Source organism: Terasakiispira papahanaumokuakeensis (genome assembly GCF_001709345.1).
In the GTDB taxonomy this organism is placed as follows: Bacteria; Pseudomonadota; Gammaproteobacteria; order Pseudomonadales; family Halomonadaceae; genus Terasakiispira; species Terasakiispira papahanaumokuakeensis.
Map to the genome: position 1 here is coordinate 3138751 of NZ_MDTQ01000001.1, position 5367 is coordinate 3144117.

The 5367-nt window shown below is 53.0% G+C and carries 6 protein-coding genes; 2 read left to right on the top strand and 4 right to left on the bottom strand.

From position 1 onward, the window contains the following. The 4 genes from BFW38_RS13675 to BFW38_RS13690 all read right to left on the bottom strand — a co-directional run. The coding region (locus BFW38_RS13675; RefSeq protein WP_245686163.1) for a contractile injection system protein, VgrG/Pvc8 family at positions 1 to 519 on the bottom strand (519 nt) is incomplete at its 3' end. 171 nt (positions 520 to 690) lie between these two features. Further along, positions 691 to 1482 (bottom strand): hypothetical protein, encoded by a 792-nt coding sequence (locus BFW38_RS13680; RefSeq protein ID WP_175400986.1) that lies wholly within the window; start codon positions 1480 to 1482, stop codon positions 691 to 693. 221 nt (positions 1483 to 1703) lie between these two features. After that, positions 1704 to 3113: an ATP-binding protein gene (locus BFW38_RS13685; RefSeq protein ID WP_068999408.1), complete on the bottom strand. Its 1410-nt coding sequence runs from the start codon at positions 3111 to 3113 to the stop codon at positions 1704 to 1706. Further along, the gene (locus BFW38_RS13690; protein WP_068999409.1) at positions 3110 to 3856 is read right to left on the bottom strand and encodes a response regulator; all 747 of its coding nucleotides are present in this window, start codon (positions 3854 to 3856) and stop codon (positions 3110 to 3112) included. The genes BFW38_RS13685 and BFW38_RS13690 overlap by 4 nt, the downstream gene beginning before the upstream one ends. 308 nt (positions 3857 to 4164) lie before the next feature. Here BFW38_RS13690 and BFW38_RS13695 point away from each other — a divergent pair, with 308 nt between their 5' ends. Beyond that, the gene (locus tag BFW38_RS13695; RefSeq protein WP_068999410.1) at positions 4165 to 4650 is read left to right on the top strand and encodes a hypothetical protein; all 486 of its coding nucleotides are present in this window, start codon (positions 4165 to 4167) and stop codon (positions 4648 to 4650) included. Positions 4651 to 4866: 216 nt separating this feature from the next. Continuing rightward, positions 4867 to 5367, top strand: a 501-nt coding sequence (locus BFW38_RS13700) for a DUF1007 family protein (RefSeq protein WP_068999411.1), incomplete at its 3' end; no start/stop codon positions are given.

Below are 5367 nucleotides of genomic sequence, written 5' to 3' on the forward strand. Positions count from 1 at the left end.
GCGGTATTGCACGCAGTAGCTGCGCGGCGGGTATTCACGGCGGGTATCAAAACGATAGCGCCCGGCAGCTTCGGCATGGGCATCAAACACTTGAGTGGCAATGTCGACCACATTGAGGTTTTGGAAGATGCGGCTGTCACGGCCAAGTTTGAGCAGGGAGAACCAGGGCACCAGCGTCAGCTGATAGTAATAAACGCCGCCATCTTCACCCAGCAGAGCCGCTTCTTCGACCAAGCCATTGAGATCGCGATAACTGCCATCGGCCTGCATCAGCGAGAGGGTCGCCGGTTGCGCCATCAAGGTTTTCAGCTCGATGTCACCGCGCTGGGAGATGCAATCCAAACGATAACGAAACGGCTGGCCCATCGCCTCTTGCCCGACCAGGCGGTGCGGCAGCATCGGGCCTGCGGCCGGGACATCCAATTTCAGTAAACGCTGATGCTGAGACAGGGCAATATCGAACTGCTCAAGCAAGATGTCGACACACTGACCGGCGCCAGCCGACGTCATATCGTTCATACTCATTCATCCCTGAGTGTTGAAATCCTTGAATGTCAGGGATGAAAACATGTCGTTTTATGGATCAACAACTGTAAGTATTTGGCAACAAGTGCTGTGATTCTCTGGGTGATCAGCAGGGCAAGACTTCGCGCCAGCCAATGGCTAGCACGGCGCTTTTTGCAGGACGGGTCAGGCATGGGAAAATTGACTCGCGGAAGGCGTTATTTCAGCGTGTTTTGCCAGTACTTTCAAGAAGGCAGCCTGATCTTCATCTTCCAACAGATATCTGAAAGGTAACCTCGCCTTGCGGCTCGATTTGCCAACCTTTAGATCATAGGGACGATAATAAATAATCACACTGTTTTTGCGTTGTTCAACCCGCTCGATTTCATCATAAAGCACCCTACGGGTCGGCGAAATAGGCGTGGGAGTAAACGCGGCATCTTCAGCGAAAAAACAAGCAACCGGCGAAATATAATACCAGCAGCCAACCGTCAAAATCAGCACACCGCTGCAGAAGGCAGAAACAAGCATCTGAAGCACTATATCAATGGGAAATGATACCAACAGCCACGCTATTCTCCCCACGGGGAATGGCCAACACACCATCGTCATCATCAGGGTGTTGAGGTTAAGTAGTTCCGTGTAATCTTCTGGCCTCAGCATCAGGGGCACTGACGCCAAAAGGAGTATCAGCATCCACAACGCGATCCACAAACGCGACTGTTTGCGGCCATAAAAAGACTGTACAACGGTATTGATCTGCGGCGATGGTTTACCGGCCCGCTGACGCCGTTTATCGAGCGAACCTTGATCGCCACCCCCCACCCGGCGAGCCGCGAAAAGCGTGATAAACCCCAAGGGCAAAAAACAGATCGAGCCTATCGTGACCATCAGCACTCCAGCTTTTCGCTTACCGGCCCACAAGGCCATCGCGCCAATGAAAGCGACCCCCCATGAAATGACAGCAAAATAGATCAAGGCCTCAGGGACAGATTCACCAGGACGAGAATAATCCCCCTGAATTAAACCCAAAGTCCAGAGCAAAGTACTCCCGATACCCAGAAATACAGCTTTCACGCGCTTCCTCCTTGAATAGGCTTATGGGTAAGCGGGAAGATAAAAGCATGTCGCTCTTCTTAGTAACAACTGTAAGTATTTGGCAACATAGCCCCGTTCAAGATAGCCCCGTTCAAGCCGGGTTAATCCGTGCCCTCACAGGGTAATGTCACCAGGACACAAAGCCCGCAGATTTGGCCTTTGTCATAACGGTTTGCCAATTCAATATCGCCACCGTGTTGTCGAGCCAGGGTACGGGCAATCGAGAGCCCTAATCCGGTGCCGCCGGTGTCTCGTGAGCGAGAGTCTTCCAGCCGCTGGAAAGGTTCAAACATGCGGGCTTGATCGGCTTCGGGGATACCCGGCCCTTGGTCCTTCAGCATAATCTGCCACTCATGACCTGATGCGGCCTGTTGAAGGCTAATATCGACTTGATGACCATATTTAAGCGCATTTTCAATGAGGTTATCGAATAAACGCCGTAAAGCCGTCGATCGACCACGGAGTAGGGCTCGCCCTGGGCTGTGATAAGTAATGGCCTGAGATGACACCAAACGATCTTCGATCAAGCTATCGAGTAAAGCGTCCAGATCCAACAGTCGAGCGTCCTCACCCGAGGCGCCACGCACAAAGTCTAGCGTGGTTTCGGCCAGTTGAGACATCTCGGCCAAGCTGCGCAGCAGGGCTTGTCGATCCTCATTATCGGGCATCATTTCGACACTCAAGCGCATGCGGGTAATCGGAGTTTTCAAATCATGAGACAGTGCCGCCAATAAACGCGTCCGGTCGTCCAGATGCTTGTTCAATTGTGCCTGCATCCGGTTAAACGCCCGGATCACCTCGCGCAAATCTTCGGGCCCTTGCTCATCGAGCTGAGCGCCTTCTCCGCGCCCCAGCGCCAGTGCCGCAGCGCTGAGGTTGCGTAAAGGCCGGGTTAGGCGTCGAATCGACAGCACCACCACCAGCACCATCGCCAAAGCCGTCACCAGTAAGCCCGGAATTAACCAATCCGGCCAAGGATCAGTCGGCGGTTTAGGGATCATATCGGCGTGTAACCAGCGACCATCAGGCAATTCAATCGCCACTTGCAGGATGCCCTGACATGCCACGCCATGAGGGTGCATGAGCCCACGATGCCTTCCGCCCCGGTCTCGCGGCATCGACGGTCGATCCGACACCGGTTGTTGACAGTCAGCCTGTTGAGGCACTCTGGAAGCCTCAACCGCTAGCGGCATGCCGACCACCTGAGACAAAAAACGCGCAATGCGAGGGGCGGGAATGCCTTGCAGCTCGGGGGTTGCCGTCATCCGTAACTGCATCAGGGGTGTGGATAAGTTACGCAGTAAAATCGGCTCGAGCTCTGGATCCGTGGCCACCAGTAGCGCGGGAGCAGAGGCTAGACGCTGCAACAAATGACGTTGCCCACTTTCCTGTAGCAGTCGGCTCCGATCCTCTTGGAATAAGCTCAATGTCACCATCTGACCCAGCAACAATGTCAGTAATAGGCCAACGATGAGCTGTCCGGCCAGGCGGCGGGGCCAGAAGCGCCTCATGCGGAAGCCTCAGATGAACGCTCCACCGTGCCCTGCCATTGATAGCCCCCACCCCAAACCGTGCCAATCAGCTGAGGATTTCGAGGGTCGACTTCAATTTTACGGCGTAGCCGACTGACTTGGTTATCAATTGAGCGATCAAAGGGCTGAGCATCACGCCCCTGGGTCAGCTCCAGCAACTGATCACGACTGAGGACATGGCGGGGATGTTGTAAAAAAACCAACAGCAAACGGTATTCCCCTGTGGATAACGCCACTTCGACACCACTGGGATCCAATAAAGTGCGCTGACGGGTATTCAGCGTCCAGCCTTCAAAGTGATAGTCATCATCTTCTGAGGTGTGATCCGATTGAGGCGGCAGGGCTTTGACCCGCCGCAGTACCGCTCGAATACGGGCCAGTAACTCACGTGGATTAAACGGTTTAGACAAGTAGTCATCAGCGCCCATCTCTAGGCCCACAATCCGATCAGTATCTTCTCCCATGGCCGTCAACATAATGACCGGGAGTGCCGTATGCTCGCGTAAGTAACGGCACACCGATAGCCCATCTTCACCGGGCATCATGATATCGAGGACGACAAGATCCAACTGTAAGGTCGGGAGCTGTTGCCGCAAATCCTGACCTGATGCTGCTAGGCTGACCCGGAAGCCGTGCTCACGAAGGTAGCGCCCGACCAGATCGCGCAGTTCACGATCATCGTCCACCACCATAATATGGGATTGGGTTAAGGCATCGGCCACAAGATCACCTCTGTCGATGTATCAGATGGATTCAATTGATTAGGTACTAAATTGAGGGCGCCCGATTAATGACACCTTGGGCATCAGTATATCGAGCGAGCATGCCCGACCGGTGCACTTCTTTGTCGCAAACCATCTCCAATAAAGAGCCTGCGACATTTTGCGACAAATTCGGTGAAATTCGACATATCACTGCGACAGACCCGCGCTTCAATAACCCTAACGCGAAGCACGACGACACTAAGTGAGTTCAGGGCGCGTTCAGAGCAGTATCGATCATCAATAAGTGCAAAAAGAAGGACACCACCATGAACACAATCACCTCTCAATCACGTCGCAACCCATCATCTCAATCTCATGGCCTCAATCATCAAGAGATGGCGCTACCCGTCGTATCTCGCTCTAGAGGCCAGATGTTAAGAGCGCTCACTATTGCCACCACATTAGGCCTTGGCAGCGCCTTAATGGCCCAAAGTGCCAATGCCGATGACAACCGCCGCGAAGCCTGTGATGGCCATTATGAACGCCACCATCCTGGTTATCGAATGGGGAAACGCCAAATGGCCGAACAAAACCCTTATGCCGAAGCTGAAATGCGCACAATCGCCAATGCGATGGCATTACGCATGCTCGGCCCAGGCAGTGAAGCCACCGTGACCTCTGGCGATCAAGGCAGCTGGCAAGTGATACTGATCGACCCGAAAGGGAATCGTGTTCGAGAAATTGAAATGAACGCTTACGGCCACCCCATGCGGGACCAGTGGGGCCCACGGCCCAGATCTCGTGCCGATTAAGCGTGACAGCTGACTTTAGCCCTTCAGCCCCCGATTCATTCGGGGGCTCGCTTGCGCTTAAAGAGACATTTAAAGGCAACGTCCCTACTTTCACCATGCCCGGTCTTTTAATCTTAACGCCGGTCTCGCACCCATATAGTTACACAATAACATTTTTACGCTAGCTTCCTGATTGGTGACTTGATTAAGATGAGCGCTGACTGGAGGTGGCCATTGATGATGCACTATTGGCAAAAATGTTTATGGGTTTTAGGACTACTGCTGTTTAGCCAAGGGGCTTTTGCACATCCACATGCGTGGATCGATTTGCGCATTAGCCCGATGCTGAATGATCAGGGACAGATTACAGCACTACGTGAAGCGTGGTTGTTTGATCCCATGTACAGCGCGATGATCCTTGAGGAACAACAAGCCGCCGGCCCTGCTGACGAGTTTGATCAACGCTTGAACGATTTTGGTCAGGTCATGATCACGCATATGACACCAAACCGTTATTTCAACCGTTTACAAGGCGCGACCAGCGAGCCAGTACAAGATTTCACACTCAGAAAAATTCGAGATCGTATCGAGTTAGATTTTATTTTGCCGTTGAGCCAGCCCGTCGACCCACAAGAAGGGCTGAGCTATCGTATTTACGATCCCTCTTATTACATTGAAATGCTCCACAATGAGCAACAGCCCAAAATCTTCCGTAATGGCTGTACCCTCCGTATCGAT